Here is a 16,705-nt window from a genome sequence, read left to right as displayed (position 1 = left end):
GAGCCTTTCCATGCGTCGTTTTCTTTTATCGGCGGTCGGCCTGCTGCTGGCCCTGCCTGCCTTTGCCACGCCCGCCTTTGCCGCGCCTGCCTCGAACAGTCCGACCTGCACCGTGATCGCCGATGCGGCAACGGATGCCGTCCTTTTCCGTGACGGCCCGTCCTGCGACAAGCCGGTCAGCCCGTTTTCCACCTTCAAGATTGCGCTGGCCGTGATCGGCTTCGATTCGGGCCTGCTGAAGGATGCCCATGCCCCGGCCATCCCCTATGATCCGGCGCTGAATGTCTCGCTTGAACCCTGGCGCCACACCACCGACCCGACACGCTGGATGCAGTATTCCGTCGTCTGGTATTCGCAGGATCTGACCCGCAAGCTGGGCATGGAACGATTCAGCAGTTCTGTCGATGCGCTGACCTATGGCAATCGCGACGTTAGCGGCGATCCCGGCAAGGATAATGGGTTGAGCCGGGCCTGGCTGTCCTCCTCCCTGAAGATTTCGCCGATGGCGCAGATCGGCTTTCTCGGCCGGCTCGGGCGGGGCGAATTACCGGTCAGTGCCGAAGCGCAGGCGCTCGCGGTGGCCGTGCAGCCTGTCTTCACGGTCGCCGATGACTGGGTCGTGCGGGGCAAGACCGGCAACGGCCTGCAGCGCCGGGCCGATGGCAGCCTGGACGAGGCGCGCCAGATCGGCTGGTTCGTCGGCTGGGCGGAAAAGCAGGGCCGCCGGATAATTTTCGCCCGGCTGCTGGAGGATGACGGGCCGCGCGAAGGGCCGGCCAGCTTTGCGGCACGTGATACAATGCTGGCCGATCTGCCCATTCTTCTCGCCTCGGAAACGATGAAGTGATGGGCGGATTCGGCACTGGAGGAACGGCGTCGCTTGACCGTTGCCCCGCGCCTTCCTAGATTCGAGGTCGAATTCGTTTTTCCGTCCGGGCGCGCTCTCTTTCCCGGCCAAAAGGATGCCACTTCGGCACCTGAAATAGATAAAGGGCTAAACGCATGAGTACGACGAAGGTTACCGACAACTCCTTCGAGACCGACGTCCTGAACGCCGACAAGCCGGTGGTGGTGGATTTCTGGGCCGAATGGTGCGGCCCGTGCAAGATGATCGCGCCGATCCTCGACGAACTGGCCGGCGAGATGGGCGGCAAGGTCACCATCGCCAAGCTGAACATCGACGAGAATCCCTCAACCCCGCAGAAATACGGTGTGCGCGGCATCCCGACCCTGATGCTGTTCAAGAACGGCCAGGTCGCCGCCACCAAGATCGGCGCCATGCCAAAAAGCGCCCTGTTCCAGTGGGTCGAATCGAATATCTGACCCAGCCTAACCGCTGAAACCGCAAAGCCCCGGCATCCGCCGGGGCTTTGTTCATTCAGGCACAGCCTGCCGCAGGAACAGGAAGCGCGCGGCGCCGTAGCGGCGGTCCTCCAGCAAATCGAATCCCGGCGGCAATTCCAGCGCCTCGTCCTTCGCCTGCTCAACCACGATCAGCGCGCCCGGCGCCAGCCAGCCGCCGGCAAGCAGCGCCTGCAGGGCCGGGCCGGCCAGACCCTGCCGGTAGGGCGGATCCATCAACACCAGGCTAGCGGCCTCACGGGCACGGCCCAGCCGCGTCGCATCCAGCGCCAGCACCAGCGAACGGTCATCCGCCTTCAGATGCGCGATGTTGCGGTTCAGCACCGCCAGCGCCGCCCGATCCTTCTCGACGAAGATGGCCCGCGCAGCACCACGGGAGAGCGCCTCCAGCCCCAGCGCACCGGTGCCGGCAAACAGGTCGAGCACGATGGCATCATCCAGATCGATGTCGAAACGACCGCCGGTCAGCGTATCGAACAGCGCCTGCCGGGCGCGGTCCGAGGTCGGCCGCGTCGCCTCGCCCGGCGGCGCCTCCAGCCTAGCGCCGCGATGGCGTCCGGCGACGATCCGCATTTTCTTTCCGCTTTGGTTCTTCCCGCTGTGATTCTTCCCGCTTCGGGCTTACGCCCCGCTTCGGTTTCGGCTTTGCCCGCGCATGGCCGGTGCGGTCGCCCTTGGCCTTGTCGCCCATCTGTTCGCGCAGCACCTTGGCCTGCACTTCCTCGACCTGGCCGCGTTCCAGATGGCCAAGCTGAAACGGGCCATAGGCGACGCGGATCAGCCGGGTGACCGGCAGGCCCATATGCTCCATGACCTTGCGGATTTCGCGGTTCTTGCCCTCGCGCAAGGAAACCGCGATCCAGGCATTGGCGCCGCCCTGCGCGCGTTCCAGCACTGCCTCGATGGGGCCATAGCGCAGGCCATCCACGGTGACGCCCTTGGCCAGCTTCGCCAGTTCCGCTTCATCCACCCGTCCATGCACGCGCACCCGGTAGCGCCGCACCCAGCCGGTCGCCGGCAGTTCCAGCTTGCGGGCCAGCGCGCCGTCATTGGTCAGCAGCAGCAGCCCCTCGGAAGTCAAATCGAGCCGCCCGATGGAAATCAGCCGCGGCAGGCCCGGCGGCAGCGCCTGGAAGATCGTCGGGCGCCCTTCCGGGTCCTTATGCGTGGTCACCAGCCCGTCCGGCTTGTGATAACGGAACAGCCGTGTCGGCTCCACCGCCGGCAGCGGCTTGCCATCCACCACGATGCGGCTGGCCGCCGTCACGATGGTGGCCGGCGTATCGATCATCTTGCCATCGACGGAAACGCGGCGCTCGGCGATCAGCTTCTCGGCATCGCGGCGGGAACACACGCCGGCGCGCGCGATGCGCTTGGCGATACGCTCCCCATCCCTGGCACCCTCTTTTACCGGAACCTCCTCCATCAGCGGCACGCCGCGATGAAGGCGTCGAATATCCTGTCGTCGCCGCTGCTGATGGAGAATTCCGGATGCCACTGCACGCCCAAACAGAAGCGGCGCTTCGGATCCTCGATGCCCTCGATGACGCCGTCCGGCGCATGCGCGTTCACCACGATCTCCGGCGGCACATCCTTTACCGCCTGGTGATGCGCGCTGTTCACATGCAGCAGCGTCTCGCCGCCGCAGATACCATGCAGCAGGGTGCCCGGCGTGACCGTCACATGATGGCCCGGCTCGTCGCGCGGATTCGGCTGTTCATGGGCCAGCGCAGCCTCGATCTCGTCCGGGATGTGCTGGATCAGCGTACCACCCAGGGCCACTGCCAGCAGCTGCTCGCCACCGCAGATGCCGAGAATCGGCATGTCGCGCTCCAGCGCGCCCTTTACCATGCCCATCTCGAACGCGGTGCGGCGGTCCTTGGTGGTGACGCTGGCATGCCGTGCCTTGGCGCCAAACAGGGCCGGATCGACGTCGAACGCGCCGCCTGTCACGATGAGCCCGTCGAGCAGATCGAGATAGCGCCCGACCTGATCCACCTCATGCGGCAGGGCCAGCGGCAGCCCGCCGGCCCGCACCACGGCGGCGCAGTAATTCTGCCGGATCGCGTACCAGGGAAATTTGGAGTATCCGCCCGGCTCCTCGGAATCGAGGGTCAGGCCGATGAGGGGCTGTTTCATGCGTGCATCCAGGGTGTCATTCTTGGCCGGAGAGTAGGCGCAAAGCCCGGAACGGGCAATGGGCGCGCTTGACGGGACCGGGACCGCGCGGCAGGGTCCGGCGATGATTGCGGAAACCAACGGGTTCATGGCAGCAGCGCTGGACGAGGCGCGACAGGCGGCGGCCGAGGGCGAGGTGCCGGTCGGCGCCGTGCTGGTGCGCGGCGGCGAGATCCTCGTCCGCGCGCATAACCGCGTGGAGACCGACCGCGACCCCACCGCCCATGCCGAGCTGCTGGCGATCCGCGAAGCCTGCCGGATTGCGGGCGAGCCGCGCCTGCCGGACTGCGACCTCTATGTGACGCTGGAACCCTGCGCCATGTGCGCCCAGGCAATCAGCATGGCGCGCATCAGGCGGCTCTATTTCGCGGCCTATGATCCGAAGGGCGGCGCGGTCGAGCATGGGCCGCGCCTGTTCGGCCAGCCGACCTGCCATCACGCGCCGGAAACCTATGGCGGCATCGGCGAGCGCGAGGCGGCGGACCTGCTGCGCGGCTTCTTCAGGGACCGGCGTTAGGATTATCCAGCGCATAAAAGAAGGTGCGGATGTTGCGGTTCCGCGGATTGTCGAATTCCGCCACCTTCGCCATGCCGATCTTCTCCGCGACGCGTGCCGAACCCGCATGATCATGCGCCATATTGGCGACCAGCCGGGGCAGGCCCAGCACATCGAAGCTGTGGTCGCGGATCGCGGCGGCGGCCTCCACCGCATAGCCCTGCCGCCAATAGGGATTGTGGATGATGTAGCCGAGATCGATGACCTCCTGCCCCATCAGCACGGTGCGGATCAGCCCGGCATCGCCGATCCGCTGCCCGGTTTCCCGGTCGAGCATCGCCCAGCGGCCATAGCCGTTCTCGGCATAGGACTCGATCCAGCGATTGACCCAGCCGGCAACCCCAGCCCGGTCATAGGGCTGCGGCCAGAAGCGCATGGTGACGGGATCGCTCATGATCGGATAGAGCGCCTCATCCTCGCCGGGCGCGTAACAGCGCAGAATGAGCCGCTTCGTCGTCAGCACCAGCGACGCATCGGCCTCGTAGCGTTTCAGGATGCGGCCCGTCGAAGGCGAGGCGTTCGTGCCGATCTGCCGGCAGCCCACGCGTTCGTAGAACGGCTCCGCATTCGGGTCGGCATCCAGCTGTACGCGGTCATGGCCCCTGCGGCGCAGTTCGGCCGCCATATGCTGCCAGAGCAGGCGCCCCACGCCGCCGCCGATGACCGCCGGGTCGGCGAACATCAGCGCCACCTCCGGCACGCTATCGGACAGGTCGAGCGCCCAGATGCCGGCGGGCCGCCCGTCCCGTTCCAGCACGAAGCAGGGCTGGACGGCCAGCCGTTCCGGCGTGACCGCCAGCTCGTCCCGGCAGGATTCCATGAAGGCGTCGCTGTAGCCCCAATGCGCCTTGGAGCGCAGCACCAGATCGGTGAGCGCCGCACACTCCTCGGTCCTGGCGGGGCGCAACACCATCCTCAGGATCAACCCTGCGCGCGTTCCAGCATGGCGTGCAGCAGCACATTGCCGCCGGCCTCCAGATCCTTCGGATCGGCGTTCTCCACCTCATTGTGGCTGATGCCGTCTTCGCAGGGCACGAAGATCATGCCGGTGGGTGCCACCTTCGCCATATAGACCGCGTCATGGCCCGCGCCGGAGACGATCTCCATATGCTCGTAGCCATAGAGCTTCGCGCCCTCGCGCACGGCGGCGACGCATTTCGCGTCGAACGGCGTCGGCGGGAAATACCAGAACTCGCTGACCTCGACCTCCAGCCCGGCTTCCTGTGCGATCCTCGTGCACGCCGCGCGCAGCTCGCTGTCCATCTTGGTCAGGACGGCATCGTCGGGATGGCGGAAATCGACCGCAAAGAACACACGGCCGGGGATCACGTTGCGCGAATTCGGGCTGACCTGCATGAAGCCGACCGTGGCGCAGGCATAGGGCTGGTTGGCGAGGCCGATGCGGTTGACCTCCTGGATCATGCGCGAGGCGCCGACCAGCGCGTCGCGGCGGCGCGCCATCGGCGTCGGGCCGGCATGCGCCTCCTGCCCCACCACCGTGACCTCATACCAGCGCTGGCCCTGTGCGCCGGTGACGATGCCGACCGGCTTCTTCTCCGCCTCGAGGATCGGCCCCTGCTCGATATGCGCCTCGAAATAGGCCTTCACGGGCTTGCCCATCGGGGCGGTGCCCTCATAGCCGATGCGGCGCAGCTCGTCGCCCAGCTTCAGCCCATCAATATCCTGCTTTGCCTGGATCTCCTCCAGCGGGAACACCCCGGCAAACACGCCGGAGCCCATCATCGCCGGGGAGAAGCGCGAGCCTTCCTCATTGGTCCAGACCACCACCTCGACCGGTGCCTCGGTCTCGATACCGGCATCGTTCAGCGTGCGCACGACCTCCAGCCCCGCCAGCACGCCATAGACGCCGTCGAAGCGGCCGCCGGTCGGCTGGGTGTCGAGATGGCTGCCGGTCATCACCGGCGGCAGATCGTTATTCTTGCCGGGGCGGCGGGCGAAGATATTGCCGATGGCATCCACCGTGACGGTGCAGCCGGCTTCCTTGCACCAGCGCACGAACAGGTCGCGGCCTTCCTTATCCAGATCGCTGGCCGCCAGGCGGCAATTGCCGCCCTTCTCGGTCGCGCCGATCTTCGCCATCTCCATCAGGCTGTCCCACAGCCGGTCGCCCCTGATCTGGATATTCTTCATCGCACCGCTTCCCTGTTTGTCCTGCGCCACGTGCCAGCCTACCCTGTGCTGTGCCACGTTGCATCTGTTCTACTTGTCACTGATACTCACAACATCCACAGCAGCCAAGCATAAGCGAACAGGAGATGGCGATGCCCGATACCGAACTGACGACAAAGATCATGAAAGCGGTCGATGACGGGCTTCAGGAGCAGATCGACTATACGGCGGAGCTGGTGCGGCTGCCCTCGCTGCGCGGCCAGGAAGCGACGGCGCAGGATTTCATGGCGCGCTCGATGCGCGAGCGCGGCCTGACCGTCGATCGTTGGAAGATCAATATCGAGGATATCCAGAACCTGCCGGGTTTCTCGCCGGTCCATATCTCCTATGACGATGCCTGGAACGTCGTCGGCTCGCACCGACCCAGCAACGCCAAGGGCAAGTCGCTGATCCTGAACGGCCATATCGACGTGGTGCCGACCGGCCCGCTGGATATGTGGACGCGCCCGCCCTTCGATTCCTATGTCGATGGCGACTGGCTGTATGGCCGTGGTGCCGGCGATATGAAGGCCGGGCTGGCGATCAATCTTTACGCCCTCGATGCGCTGAAGCGGATTGGCCTGGCCCCGGCCGGCGACATCCATTTCCAGTCGGTGGTGGAAGAGGAATGCACCGGCAATGGCGCGCTGGCCTGCCTGCAGCGCGGCTACCGCGCCGACACCGCGATCATCACCGAACCCTCGGGCGACCGGCTGGGTTCCGCCCAGGTCGGCGTCATGTGGTTCCAGGTGAAGGTGCGCGGCCGGCCAGCCCATGTCGCCTATGCCGGCAGCGGCTCCAACGCCATCGAGGCCTGCTTCCCGATCATCGAGGCGCTGCACGGGCTGGAAGCGGAATGGAACAAGGACCGACATCCGATGTTCCATGACGAGGAGCACCCGATCAATTTCGTGGTCTCGAAGATCGAGGGCGGCGACTGGACCAGCTCGGTGCCGGCCTGGTGCACCTTCGACATGCGGATTTCCTGCTATCCGGGGCAGGATCTGGCCGATGTCCGCCGCGCCGTCGAGGAGACGGTGGCCGGTGCTGCACGCAAGAGCACTTTCCTCGCCAACAACCCGCCGCAGATCGTCTATCACGGCTTCCAGGCCGAAGGGTACATCCTGGAAGGCGGCGAGGAAGGCCAGGATCTGCTGAAGAGCTGCCACAAGACGGTCTATGGCGAGGAATTGCAGAAGCGCATCTTCACCGGCACGACCGATGCCCGCTTCTATGGCCTCTACGCCAATATCCCGGCCATGGTCTATGGCCCGAAATCGACGGAAATCCACGGCTTCGACGAGCGCGTGAGCATCGATTCCATCCGTAAGGTCACGCAGTCGGTGGCGCTGTTCATCGCCGACTGGTGCGGTGTGGAGAAGGCGGCCTGATGTCCATTCCCGTCTTCTACGCCCCGCAGCAGGAACGCCACGACCCAAGGACTTTCATCTTCCGGGGCCAGGTGACGCAAAGCCCGGAACAGGCCGAGCGCGCGCACGTCTTCCTGAAATCGGCGAAGGCCGCCGGCCATGACGTCCGCGCGCCGGAAGATCGTGGGGAAGCGCCGATCCGCGCCATCCACGATGACGGCTATGTCGATTTCCTGAAGACCGCGCATGCCGACTGGTCGGCCCTGCCCAATGCCTCGGCGGAGATCACGCCGAACGTGCATCCCAGCCGGCACATGGCGGATACGCGCGGTATAAGCGCAAAGGCCTCCATCGTGTCGCGCGTCGGCTATTACACAACCGACACCGCCTGCCCGATCGGCGCCGGCACCTGGGAAGGCGTGTACTGGTCGGCGCAGAGTGCGCTGGCGGCAGCATCCCATGTCGAGGCGGGGGCCAGCGCGGCCTATGCGCTGTGCCGACCGCCGGGGCATCACGCCTATCACGATCTGTCGGGTGGCTTCTGCTTCCTGAACAACAGCGCGATTGCCGCCCAGGCGTTGCTGGCAAAATTCGGCCGGGTGGCGATCCTCGATGTCGATGTGCATCACGGCAACGGCACGCAGGGCATCTTCTACGGCCGCGACGATGTGCTGACGGTCTCGCTGCATGGCGACCCGACCAGCTTCTACCCCTGGTACACGGGCTTCGACGACGAACGCGGCGAGGGTATCGGCACCGGTTGCAATCTGAACATCCCGCTGCCGCAGGGCACCAGCGACGATGCTTACCTTGAAGCGCTGGAACCGGCGCTTGCGGCCATCAGGGCGTTCCAGCCGGGCGCGCTGGTGGTGGCTCTGGGGCTGGATGCATCGGAGGCCGATCCTTTGCGCTTCTTCCACATCACCACGCCGGGCTTCGGACGCATCGCCAGCACCATCGCCGGGCTCGGCCTGCCCAGCGTGCTGGTGCAGGAAGGCGGCTACCCGTCCGATATCCTGGGCGACAATCTCGCCAGCTTCCTGAAAGGGTTCGGGGCGCGGTAAGCGCCCTCCCCCGCTACGCCGACAAGCCGGTTTCCGCCTGGCGGTCGAGATGGGCGACGAGCTCCACCGGCAGGCTCAGCCGGTGGGCCAGTGCCTCCAGATAGACCTTCTCCGCCGGATGGTCGGGATCGATGGCAAGGCGGGAGACAAGATAGAGCTCTGCCGCCTGTTCCTGCGTGCGGGCGGCAGCGGCGATCTCCGAGAGGCCCGTGGGCTTGGCCAGCGTATCGAAGACGAAGCCCTTGGCCTCGGCGTCCAGACCCATGCGATCCACCTGCTCGAACAGCAGCTTCTGCTCCGCCGCATCGACATGGCCGTCGGCCTTGGCCGCGCCGATCATGGCGCGGATCAGCGACAGCTGGAACGGCTCGCCGGTGGCGGCGGGTGCCGCGTCCGGCAGGAAGCGCGCCTCGGTCCTCGGCATATCGGCCTCGGTTGCCGCCGGCGCGGAAGCCGCCTGCTTGCCCTCCTGCCAGTTCTGATAGGCCTTGAAGGCCAGCGCACCCAGCGCCGCGGCCCCACCATAGCCGACAACGCCGCCGGCCATCTTACGGACCTTCTTGTTGCCCAGCAGCAGCCCGGCCAGGCCGCCAGCCGCGGCTCCACCAGCGAAACCGCCCATGCCGCCCATGCGGTCGAACTGCTGTTTCGCGGCGCCGCCAGCCTGTTGCAGTTTCGCTTTCGAGTCACCGCCAAGGAACTGGTCGAGGAATTTCGTCGGGTCCATCATTTCTCCACACTTCGCTGATTTGCTCCGTTCAGATAGGAAGGGCGGTACCAGGTTCAACGCCTGCCCCGAAAAGACCATCAAAGCCGGAGCCCCCATGCCGATCCGCCTTGTCCTGCCGCTGCTGATTCTGCTTCTGGTCGCCGCGCTTCCGGCCCGCGCGGATGTCCGTGTCGAGGGCACGCGCCTGCTGGTGGACGGCAAGCCCTTCCAGGCGCATGGCGTGGCCGGCTGGGGCAATCTCGACATGCTGCCCGGCCTCAGCGTCACCACCATCCGCACCTATGGCGATAATGGCGAGGATGTGCTGGACGCAGCACAGCGGCTGGGGCTGAAGGTCATCCTGGGGTTCTGGCTGGAACATCCAAGGCGCGGCTTCGATTACGCCAATCCCGCCCATGTCGAACCGCAAATGGCCCGGCTGCGGGACTTCGTGCTGGCGCACAAGGACCATCCCGCCCTGCTGATGTGGGGCATCGGCAATGAGGTCGAGTCGGAGCTGACGGACGACAGCCAGGTCTGGCCGGCCATTGAGGAGGCGGCGCGGCTGGTGAAGTCGCTCGATCCCGATCACCCCACCCTGGCGGTGCTGGCGGAAACCGGCACGGACAAGGTGGCGAAGCTGAAAGCCCAGGCCCCCAGCATCGACGTGCTGGGCATCAATTCCTATGGCGAGAGCGTACCGAGCGTGCCGGCGCGCGTGCGGGCGCAGGGCTGGACCGGCCCGCTGATCCTGACCGAGCTGGGCGCCATCGGCCAGTGGCAGGCGCCGAAGACCGGCTGGGGCGCCGCCATTGAACCGACCAGCACGCAGAAGGCGACGCTGCTGGAAAAGCAGCTTTCCGCCATCGGCCCGGACAGCGCCGGGCAGATCCTGTTCCTGTGGGGCTGGAAGCAGGAGGTAACCCACACCTGGCACAGCCTGTTGCTGCCGACCGGCGAGTGGCAGCAGAGCGCGGAGATCATGGCCGCCGCCTGGGGTGGCAGGACGCCCGGCGGCAACCGCGCGCCGCGCATCGCCGCGCTGGCCTTCGCCAACAGCGATGTCATCGCGCCGGGCCGGGAGATCGTGGCGCGGCTGGACGCCAGCGATCCGGACGGGGATTCGCTGATCGTGGAATGGGAAATCATGGAGGAGCAGCAAACGCTGCTGAAAGCCGGGGACGCCGAGCCGGAATTGCGACGCTTCCCGCAAGCGATACGTGCAGCGGCCAACAATGCGGTCACGCTGGGTGGCCTCGCCCCCGGCGCCTACAGGCTCTATGTCACCGTGCGCGACGGCAAGGGCGCGGCAGCGGCCGGCAATCTGCCGTTCCGGGTGGAGTAGAAGAGCGGAAAAAAGTTAGACGAGCTGGTCGGTCGTGATGCCGCGGGAAGATCCGGTGTCGGCAGACGGGCCTTCGCCCTCGGACTCAGCCCCGGTCGCCGGCGTCGCGGCACGCTGCTGACTTGCCGGTTCACCACTGATGACCCGCACCTCCAGCTGACGGCTGCCAGTGCCAGCACCAGTGGCGGCGGCTTCGTCGGTCGTATCGACCTGGCGTGCCTCTTCCCGGCGCTGTTCGCGCTGCTCATAGACCTTCATGGCTTCGCGCGACGGAATCTCGCGCTGGATTTCGCCGGTCTCGGTATCGCGATACTGGAAGAACAGACGCCGGATTTCAGAATCGTAGGACAGCCGCGTGGAACTGTAGGCGATCTGTGTCGGCAAAGGTTCCGGCTGATAGGTAGCGGGGCTGGAATCGCTATCGCCCCGCCCGGAAAATCCGGCCGGAGAGATGTTTTCCAACGTCGCTACTGACGGTACCAACACGTTGCGTCCCCATTCTGGGTTGCCTATCGACAAATCAGTATTAATTTTCCCTTAAACATAATCAAGAAAAAACTTGACGGACTCACGCGATTCTGATTCTGCGCAAATTGTACTGTATCAGAATACCCCGCCTACGCGATCTGCCCATGACAATGCTTGAACTTCTTGCCTGAACCGCAGGGGCAGAGCGCATTGCGCTGCACCTTGCCCCAGCTGGACGGATCGTTCGGATCGATGGCCGCCGCCATACGCCGGGCCGGCAGATCGGCACCGCCCGAGAATCCAGCGGGGGCAGGCTCGCCATCGGCGCCAACCAGCTCGTCCATCGCCGGATCGTGGCGCGTCTCGTGCATTTCCTGCGGCTGGGGCTGCATATCCTCCGGCCGGTTCACCCGCATCTCGACATGGGCCAGCACCGACACCACGGTCTCGCGCAGGCGGCTCAACAGCCCGTCGAACAGCAGGAAGGCCTCGCGCTTGTACTCGTTCAGCGGGTCCTTCTGGGCATAGGCGCGCAGAGATACGCCCTGGCGCAGATGATCGAGCTGCAGCAGATGATCCTTCCAGCACTGGTCGAGGATCTGCAGCAGCAGGCTCTTTTCCGCCATGCGCATGATGTCGGCGCCGTAATTCGCCACCTTCTCCGCCATCTTGCGGTCCACGGCGCTGATGATGCGCTCGCGGATCTCCTGGTCGGCGATGCCCTCTTCCTTCGCCCAGTCCTGGACCGGCAGGTCGAGGTTGAACAGGCGGGCGACCTCCTGATGCAGCCGATCCACTTCCCACTGCTCGGCATAGGCGTTGGCGGGAATGCAGGAAGCGACCAGATCCTCCACCACCTCGTGGCGCATATCGAGGATGATCTGCTGCACCTCCTTGGCGCGCATGATCTCCTTGCGCTGCTCGTAGATGACCTTGCGCTGGTCATTCATCACATCGTCGTATTTCAGCAGCTGCTTGCGAATCTCGAAGTTGCGCGCCTCGACCTTCTGCTGCGCCTTCTCCAGCGCCTTGTTGATCCAGGGATGGACGATGGCCTCGCCTTCCTTCAGCCCCAGCTTCTGCAGCATGCCTTCCATCCGCTCGGAGCCGAAGATGCGCATCAGATCGTCGTCGAGCGCCAGGAAGAACTTGGACGCGCCAGGATCGCCCTGACGGCCGGAACGGCCGCGCAGCTGGTTGTCGATGCGGCGGCTCTCATGCCGCTCGGTGCCGACCACATAGAGACCGCCGGCCTCCTTTACGATGCGCTGGCCTTCCTCGACCTCCGCCGTCACCGCCGCGGTGATGCGGGCGATCTCCGCCTCGTCCTCGACCCCCTGCAGGCGGGCGGCCAAGGCCATTTCCAGATTGCCGCCGAGCTGAATATCGGTGCCGCGACCGGCCATGTTGGTGGCGATGGTGACAGCGCCCGGCCGGCCGGCCTGCGAGATGATGAAGGCTTCCTGCTCGTGATAGCGCGCGTTCAGCACCTCATGCGTGATGCCCTTGGCCTTCAGCGCCTCGGCCAGCATTTCCGACTTCTCGATGGAAACGGTGCCGACCAGCACCGGCTGCTTGCGCTCCTGGCAGTCGCGCACCAGCTCGATGATGCCGTCGAACTTCTCGCGCTGGCTGCGATAGACCTCGTCGTCGGCATCCTTGCGGGCCATCGGCACGTTGGTCGGCATCTCGACCACTTCCAGCCCATAGATCTCCGCGAACTCCGCCGCCTCGGTCATCGCCGTGCCGGTCATGCCGGCCAGCTTCGGATAGAGCCGGAAATAATTCTGGAAGGTGATCGAGGCCAGCGTCTGGTTTTCCTGCTGGATGGTCACGCCTTCCTTGGCTTCCAGCGCCTGATGCAGCCCTTCGGAATAGCGGCGGCCCTCCATCATGCGGCCGGTGAACTCGTCGATGATGACCAGCTTGTCGTTCTTCACGATGTAATCGACATCGCGCTGGAACAGCTTGTGGGCACGCAGCGCCTGGTTCATGTGATGAACCAGCGAGACATTGTGGATGTCGTAAAGATCGCCCTGGGTCAGCATGCCCGCCTCGCGCAGCAGCTGCTCAATCTTCTCGGTGCCGGCCTCGGTCAGCGACACGGCGCGCTGCTTCTCGTCCTTCTCGTAATCCTCAGGCGCCAGATTCGGGATCAGCACGTTCATCGCCCGGTATAGCTCGGAGGAATCCTCGGCCGGGCCGGAGATGATGAGCGGCGTGCGCGCCTCATCGACCAGAATCGAGTCGACCTCATCGACGATGGCATAGTTGAAATCCCGCTGGACCATGTCCTCCAGCCGGAACTTCATATTGTCGCGCAGATAGTCGAAGCCGAACTCGTTATTGGTGCCGTAGGTCACGTCGGCGGCATAGGCGGCGCGGCGGTCATCCTCCTCGATGCCATGCTTGATGACCCCGACCGACAGGCCCAGGAAATTATAGACCCGGCCCATCCAGGCGGCATCGCGGCTGGCCAGATAATCATTCACCGTGACGACATGCACACCCTTGCCCGACAGCGCGTTCAGATAGACCGGCAGCGTGGCGACCAGGGTCTTGCCCTCGCCGGTCTTCATCTCGCTGATCATGCCCTCATGCAGCACCATGCCGCCCATCAGCTGCACGTCGAAGGGGCGCAGGCCCAGCGTGCGCCGGGATGCCTCGCGCACCGTGGCAAAGGCTTCCGGCAGGATGTCGTCCAGCGTCTCGCCGTCGCTCAGCCGCTTGCGGAACTCGCCGGTGCGGGCGCGCAGCGCTTCGTCGGACAGCGCCTGATGCTCCGCTTCCAGGACGTTGATCGCATCGACCCTTTTCCGCAGGCGCTTGACCACGCGGTCGTTCGATGAGCCGAACAAGTTTCTGGCGATGGCGCCGAACATGGGAGACCTCGGGGTGTACATGAAGAAAGAAGGGAGCCTGCGTGGCTGACAGATAGGGGCATCGTCAAATACTGTCAACGCCGGGCACCCCCGAAGCGCAGCGGCGCACGGTCGCGGACCGGCAGTTGGCACCGCTCCAGAAAAACTTTACCCGCCACTAATGTGCACAGCATGCACACAAAATTGTGTGGCCTAGCAGGGATGACGCAAGCCACGAATGCGTGTATGCCCAGGCGAACAGAGGGGGAAAGACATGCAAATCCTGTATACCATCGGCTACGAGGGAACAGACATTGAGCGATTTGTCGCCACTCTGAAAGCGGTTGGTATTCAACGGCTCGCTGATGTGAGAGCCGTGCTCCATTCACGAAAAAGGGGCTTTTCTAAAAAATCATTGGCAGCCCACCTAGAAGCCGAAGGGATCGAATATTTAACTTTTCAACCTCTCGGCGACCCCAAACCCGGTAGAGATGCTGCCCGTGCGGGACAACAGGATGTATTCCGTGCTATTTATACTACACACCTCAACTCTGAAGGCGCTCAGTCATCCCTCAAGGAGCTAACGGCAGTAGCTGAACAACAGCCGACTTGCCTATTATGCTTTGAACGAGATCCGGTGAATTGCCATCGGTCTATCATTGCAGAGGAACTGAAATCCTGCGGCTTTGAGGTACTGAACCTCTTTGGCGATGCCCCGGAGAGATATGTCCGTAACGCCCATCGACTGCCAAGTTACAGTCCTCGTCAAGGCACTGCCACAGCCTAGCAAGAAGCATGGCGAAACTGTTTGCTGCGCCGGCATTACCTTAGATGGTCAGTGGAAGCGTCTATATCCTGTACGATACCGCCATCTAGCAGGGGAAACCGCCTTCTCACGATGGGATGTCGTGAGATTCAAATATAGGCGCCCCAAACAGGATAAACGTCTCGAAAGCTGCAGCGTTGAAGAGGACAGCATTGAGATTGTTGGCAAAATGCCTGTGAGAGAAAGAGCGCGTCTTCTTAACCCACTAATCCTACTATCCGTTGGCGATGCTGTACGCCGTGGTCAATCTTTGGCTTTAATCCGACCTTGCAATCCACGGTTTTTCTATAAGCGCAAGACATCAGAAGCCTTAGCTGATGAACGCGCAGCCTATGCCATGGCTGCAAAGCAGTGGTCCTTTCTTGATAAGGAACTTGAGGCACTCGAACCCACTCCCTACGAGTTCAAATTTCACTTCCGAGATGATGAAGCTGAGCACACTTATACAAACGGTGACTGGGAAGCCCACGCGATGTTTTATAACGGCCTTGTCCGGGGTCAACCAGAGAAGGAGGTGCTTGACTGGATGGACCACACTTTTAACGTAGAATACCCCAAGAACGGGATGGCCTTCGCTATTGGCAACCAAGCCAAGCGCCCACAAGTCTGGCAACTTCTCGGCGTGTTGCGTCTCGACAAACTATCCGAAAGCGCAAAGGCTCAGGGCAGTCTGTTTTAATCATAACTGCATTCTGAAAACGCACTCTTCCAACATAAGATCAGGGTATCCGGCGCACGGTCGCGGACCGGCTTCCATTCTGGTATGCAGGGCCACATATAGTAGCCCGGTAAAGCGCCTTCCGCCGCCCGGCGGGCTGCGCTACTGTCCCCGTGCCGCCGGCTGGCGGCACAATGCCGCGCCCGAATACCGCACACGCCACAGGCCAGAAACAGGAAACGAGACAGCCCATGCGCCATTCCCTTCGATCCTTCGCCCCAGCCTTTGTGAGGGCCTTTGTGGGTGCCTTCTTCATGGGAGCTCTTGCGATTCCGGCCATGGCGCAGCAGCCCGCCCCCGCCGGCGATGCGGACCCGATTGTCGCCAGCGTCGATGGCACGACTATCCGGCAAAGCGATATCGCCGCGCTGATCTCGACGCTGCCGCAGCAGTACCGCGACATCCCGATGCAGATGCTGTTTCCCGCATTGCTGGAGCGCGCCATCGACGGCGAGCTGCTGCAGCGCGAGGCCAAGGCCACCGGCGTCGCCGAGAACCCCGAGGTGAAGCGCCGGGTCGAACGCTACCGCGACCAGCTGATCCAGGAGCAGTACCTGACCGACCAGCTGGAAGCGGCGGTCAGCGAAGACAAGGTGAAGGCCGAATACGAGAAACTGCGGGAGCAGGCGCCCAAGGCCGAGGAAATCCGCGCCAGCCATATTCTGGTCTCGGACGAGGCGACGGCGAAGGACATCGTGCGCGAACTCGACAAGGGTGCCGACTTCGCCGCGCTGGCCACCGAGAAGTCGATCGATCCCGGTGCCGCCAATGGCGGCGATCTCGGCTATTTCACCGCCGAACAGATGGTCCCCGAATTCTCCGCAGCCGCCTTTGAACTGGCGCCCGGCGCCTACAGCAAGGAGCCGGTGAAGTCGCAGTTCGGCTGGCATGTGATCAAGGTTGCCGACCGCCGCGACGTCGCCCCGCCCAGCCTGGACGAGGCACGCGAACAGATTCGCGCCGAGCTGGCCGAGCAGGAGGCCCGCCGCATCTTGGCGGAGCTGCGCGCCAAGGCGACCATCGAACGGTTCAGCATGGATGGCCAGCCGCTGCCGCCGCAGCAGACCCAGCCGAAGTAA

General features: G+C 64.2%; 17 protein-coding genes. 9 read left to right on the top strand and 8 right to left on the bottom strand.

The features are described from left to right. The first annotated feature begins 10 nt into the window (after positions 1-10). Together blaOXA and trxA are read left to right on the top strand one after the other, a co-directional pair. Complete coding sequence (blaOXA, locus tag BKM74_RS01850) at positions 11-847, top strand: class D beta-lactamase (protein ID WP_245825743.1); 837 nt, start codon at positions 11-13, stop codon at positions 845-847. Between the two features lie 155 nt (positions 848-1,002). After that, entirely contained in the window at positions 1,003-1,323 is a 321-nt protein-coding gene (trxA, locus tag BKM74_RS01845) for a thioredoxin TrxA (protein WP_086463980.1), read from the top strand. A 51-nt stretch (positions 1,324-1,374) separates the two neighbouring features. Here trxA and rsmD read toward each other — a convergent pair whose 3' ends face one another. The 3 genes from rsmD to BKM74_RS01830 are packed head-to-tail and all read right to left on the bottom strand — an operon-like array spanning position 1,375 to position 3,501. Next, on the bottom strand, positions 1,375-1,935 hold the full coding sequence (gene rsmD, locus BKM74_RS01840; RefSeq protein WP_086463979.1) for a 16S rRNA (guanine(966)-N(2))-methyltransferase RsmD: 561 nt from the start codon (positions 1,933-1,935) through the stop codon (positions 1,375-1,377). Then, positions 1,901-2,788: a pseudouridine synthase gene (locus BKM74_RS01835; RefSeq protein ID WP_086464244.1), complete on the bottom strand. Its 888-nt coding sequence runs from the start codon at positions 2,786-2,788 to the stop codon at positions 1,901-1,903. Before BKM74_RS01835 ends, rsmD begins: the two co-directional genes overlap by 35 nt. Then, the gene (locus tag BKM74_RS01830) at positions 2,788-3,501 is read right to left on the bottom strand and encodes a gamma-glutamyl-gamma-aminobutyrate hydrolase family protein (protein WP_086463978.1); all 714 of its coding nucleotides are present in this window, start codon (positions 3,499-3,501) and stop codon (positions 2,788-2,790) included. Before BKM74_RS01830 ends, BKM74_RS01835 begins: the two co-directional genes overlap by 1 nt. A 103-nt stretch (positions 3,502-3,604) precedes the next feature. Here BKM74_RS01830 and BKM74_RS01825 point away from each other — a divergent pair, with 103 nt between their 5' ends. Further along, complete coding sequence (locus BKM74_RS01825) at positions 3,605-4,057, top strand: nucleoside deaminase (protein WP_086464243.1); 453 nt, start codon at positions 3,605-3,607, stop codon at positions 4,055-4,057. On the opposite strand, the gene BKM74_RS01820 is transcribed toward BKM74_RS01825, so the two are convergent. Together BKM74_RS01820 and BKM74_RS01815 are read right to left on the bottom strand one after the other, a co-directional pair. Beyond that, positions 4,041-5,009: a GNAT family N-acetyltransferase gene (locus tag BKM74_RS01820; RefSeq protein WP_086463977.1), complete on the bottom strand. Its 969-nt coding sequence runs from the start codon at positions 5,007-5,009 to the stop codon at positions 4,041-4,043. The two genes, BKM74_RS01825 and BKM74_RS01820, sit on opposite strands and share 17 nt — an antisense overlap. Positions 5,010-5,017: 8 nt before the next feature. Next, positions 5,018-6,247 (bottom strand): Zn-dependent hydrolase, encoded by a 1,230-nt coding sequence (locus tag BKM74_RS01815; RefSeq protein ID WP_086463976.1) that lies wholly within the window; start codon positions 6,245-6,247, stop codon positions 5,018-5,020. Between the two features lie 131 nt (positions 6,248-6,378). Between BKM74_RS01815 and BKM74_RS01810 the strand changes: the two genes are divergently transcribed. Beyond that, positions 6,379-7,656 (top strand): ArgE/DapE family deacylase, encoded by a 1,278-nt coding sequence (locus BKM74_RS01810; RefSeq protein WP_086463975.1) that lies wholly within the window; start codon positions 6,379-6,381, stop codon positions 7,654-7,656. Continuing rightward, entirely contained in the window at positions 7,656-8,699 is a 1,044-nt protein-coding gene (locus BKM74_RS01805) for a histone deacetylase family protein (protein WP_086463974.1), read from the top strand. Before BKM74_RS01810 ends, BKM74_RS01805 begins: the two co-directional genes overlap by 1 nt. Positions 8,700-8,712: 13 nt before the next feature. Here BKM74_RS01805 and BKM74_RS01800 read toward each other — a convergent pair whose 3' ends face one another. After that, entirely contained in the window at positions 8,713-9,426 is a 714-nt protein-coding gene (locus tag BKM74_RS01800) for a tellurite resistance TerB family protein (protein ID WP_086464242.1), read from the bottom strand. Positions 9,427-9,523: 97 nt separating this feature from the next. Here BKM74_RS01800 and BKM74_RS01795 point away from each other — a divergent pair, with 97 nt between their 5' ends. Then, positions 9,524-10,753, top strand: a complete 1,230-nt coding sequence (locus BKM74_RS01795) for a glycoside hydrolase 5 family protein (protein ID WP_086463973.1) — start codon at positions 9,524-9,526, stop codon at positions 10,751-10,753. Positions 10,754-10,768: 15 nt separating this feature from the next. Here BKM74_RS01795 and BKM74_RS01790 read toward each other — a convergent pair whose 3' ends face one another. Both BKM74_RS01790 and secA read right to left on the bottom strand, forming a co-directional pair. Further along, positions 10,769-11,137, bottom strand: a complete 369-nt coding sequence (locus BKM74_RS01790; protein WP_086463972.1) for a hypothetical protein — start codon at positions 11,135-11,137, stop codon at positions 10,769-10,771. Between the two features lie 233 nt (positions 11,138-11,370). After that, complete coding sequence (gene secA / locus BKM74_RS01785) at positions 11,371-14,103, bottom strand: preprotein translocase subunit SecA (protein ID WP_086463971.1); 2,733 nt, start codon at positions 14,101-14,103, stop codon at positions 11,371-11,373. 253 nt (positions 14,104-14,356) lie between these two features. Between secA and BKM74_RS01780 the strand changes: the two genes are divergently transcribed. The 3 genes from BKM74_RS01780 (at position 14,357) to BKM74_RS01770 (ending at position 16,705) form a co-directional block, all read left to right on the top strand. Further along, the gene (locus BKM74_RS01780; protein WP_086463970.1) at positions 14,357-14,869 is read left to right on the top strand and encodes a DUF488 domain-containing protein; all 513 of its coding nucleotides are present in this window, start codon (positions 14,357-14,359) and stop codon (positions 14,867-14,869) included. Continuing rightward, complete coding sequence (locus BKM74_RS01775; protein WP_217895428.1) at positions 14,808-15,587, top strand: hypothetical protein; 780 nt, start codon at positions 14,808-14,810, stop codon at positions 15,585-15,587. Before BKM74_RS01780 ends, BKM74_RS01775 begins: the two co-directional genes overlap by 62 nt. Before the next feature lie 293 nt (positions 15,588-15,880). Next, positions 15,881-16,705 (top strand): peptidylprolyl isomerase, encoded by an 825-nt coding sequence (locus BKM74_RS01770; protein WP_176342339.1) that lies wholly within the window; start codon positions 15,881-15,883, stop codon positions 16,703-16,705.

The organism is Oceanibaculum nanhaiense (genome assembly GCF_002148795.1).
Lineage (GTDB): Bacteria > Pseudomonadota > Alphaproteobacteria > Oceanibaculales > Oceanibaculaceae > Oceanibaculum > Oceanibaculum nanhaiense.
Note: the sequence above shows the minus strand (reverse complement) of the source record. Positions and strands in the feature narration are given on the sequence as shown.

What these genes read in the sequence shown, in the direction of transcription:
- blaOXA (WP_245825743.1), top strand. Translation starts at nt 11, where the DNA reads ATGCGTCGTTTTCTTTTATCGGCGGTCGGCCTGCTGCTGGCCCTGCCT.
- trxA (WP_086463980.1), top strand. Translation starts at nt 1,003, where the DNA reads ATGAGTACGACGAAGGTTACCGACAACTCCTTCGAGACCGACGTCCTG.
- rsmD (WP_086463979.1), bottom strand. Translation starts at nt 1,935, where the DNA reads ATGCGGATCGTCGCCGGACGCCATCGCGGCGCTAGGCTGGAGGCGCCG.
- BKM74_RS01835 (WP_086464244.1), bottom strand. Translation starts at nt 2,788, where the DNA reads ATGGAGGAGGTTCCGGTAAAAGAGGGTGCCAGGGATGGGGAGCGTATC.
- BKM74_RS01830 (WP_086463978.1), bottom strand. Translation starts at nt 3,501, where the DNA reads ATGAAACAGCCCCTCATCGGCCTGACCCTCGATTCCGAGGAGCCGGGC.
- BKM74_RS01825 (WP_086464243.1), top strand. Translation starts at nt 3,605, where the DNA reads ATGATTGCGGAAACCAACGGGTTCATGGCAGCAGCGCTGGACGAGGCG.
- BKM74_RS01820 (WP_086463977.1), bottom strand. Translation starts at nt 5,009, where the DNA reads ATGGTGTTGCGCCCCGCCAGGACCGAGGAGTGTGCGGCGCTCACCGAT.
- BKM74_RS01815 (WP_086463976.1), bottom strand. Translation starts at nt 6,247, where the DNA reads ATGAAGAATATCCAGATCAGGGGCGACCGGCTGTGGGACAGCCTGATG.
- BKM74_RS01810 (WP_086463975.1), top strand. Translation starts at nt 6,379, where the DNA reads ATGCCCGATACCGAACTGACGACAAAGATCATGAAAGCGGTCGATGAC.
- BKM74_RS01805 (WP_086463974.1), top strand. Translation starts at nt 7,656, where the DNA reads ATGTCCATTCCCGTCTTCTACGCCCCGCAGCAGGAACGCCACGACCCA.
- BKM74_RS01800 (WP_086464242.1), bottom strand. Translation starts at nt 9,426, where the DNA reads ATGGACCCGACGAAATTCCTCGACCAGTTCCTTGGCGGTGACTCGAAA.
- BKM74_RS01795 (WP_086463973.1), top strand. Translation starts at nt 9,524, where the DNA reads ATGCCGATCCGCCTTGTCCTGCCGCTGCTGATTCTGCTTCTGGTCGCC.
- secA (WP_086463971.1), bottom strand. Translation starts at nt 14,103, where the DNA reads ATGTTCGGCGCCATCGCCAGAAACTTGTTCGGCTCATCGAACGACCGC.
- BKM74_RS01780 (WP_086463970.1), top strand. Translation starts at nt 14,357, where the DNA reads ATGCAAATCCTGTATACCATCGGCTACGAGGGAACAGACATTGAGCGA.
- BKM74_RS01775 (WP_217895428.1), top strand. Translation starts at nt 14,808, where the DNA reads ATGTCCGTAACGCCCATCGACTGCCAAGTTACAGTCCTCGTCAAGGCA.
- BKM74_RS01770 (WP_176342339.1), top strand. Translation starts at nt 15,881, where the DNA reads ATGGGAGCTCTTGCGATTCCGGCCATGGCGCAGCAGCCCGCCCCCGCC.